This window comes from Streptomyces sp. SP18BB07, from assembly GCF_036322545.1.
Classification (GTDB): domain Bacteria; phylum Actinomycetota; class Actinomycetes; order Streptomycetales; family Streptomycetaceae; genus Streptomyces; species Streptomyces deccanensis.
The window spans coordinates 1-401 of record NZ_JAQYWT010000062.1 but is presented as its reverse complement, the minus strand read 5'-3'; the positions used below and the strand labels follow the sequence as shown (position 1 = coordinate 401).

1 pseudogene is annotated in these 401 nt (G+C 70.3%); it reads right to left on the bottom strand.

Annotation, left to right across the window (positions count from 1 at the left end):
- Positions 1-300, bottom strand: a pseudogene (locus PUR53_RS00205) (sugar ABC transporter substrate-binding protein); the annotation flags it as partial.
- Between the last annotated feature and the right edge of the window lie 101 nt (positions 301-401).

Below are 401 nucleotides of genomic sequence, written 5' to 3'. Positions count from 1 at the left end.
GTTGGCCTGGTTGGCCGCGTTCGGGTCGTTCGAGTAGACCAGCTTGACGTTGTCCTTGTCGGCGGCCGTCTGCGCGCCCTTGCGGACGATGTCCCAGAAGGTGTCGCCCTGCCCGGCGTGCGTCACCCTCGCGACCGTCATCTGCGGGGTGTCGGCCTTGCCCGCGGAGGCGTTCGACCCGCCCTCCTCGGCCTCCTTCCCGCCGGAGTCGCTGGAGCAGCCGGCTATCAGCAGCGCGGCCGCCGCGGCGCTGGCGAAGACGGGGGCCACTCTGCGCGAGCGGGAGTACGTGCGGTCCATCTTTCCTGCACCTCACTGTGCGACAGGGGGAAAGGGAACGGGACAGCGTCGGGCGGATTGCCCGCGCGGGCCCGGACGTTCGAAGTCCGGATCATTGTGCC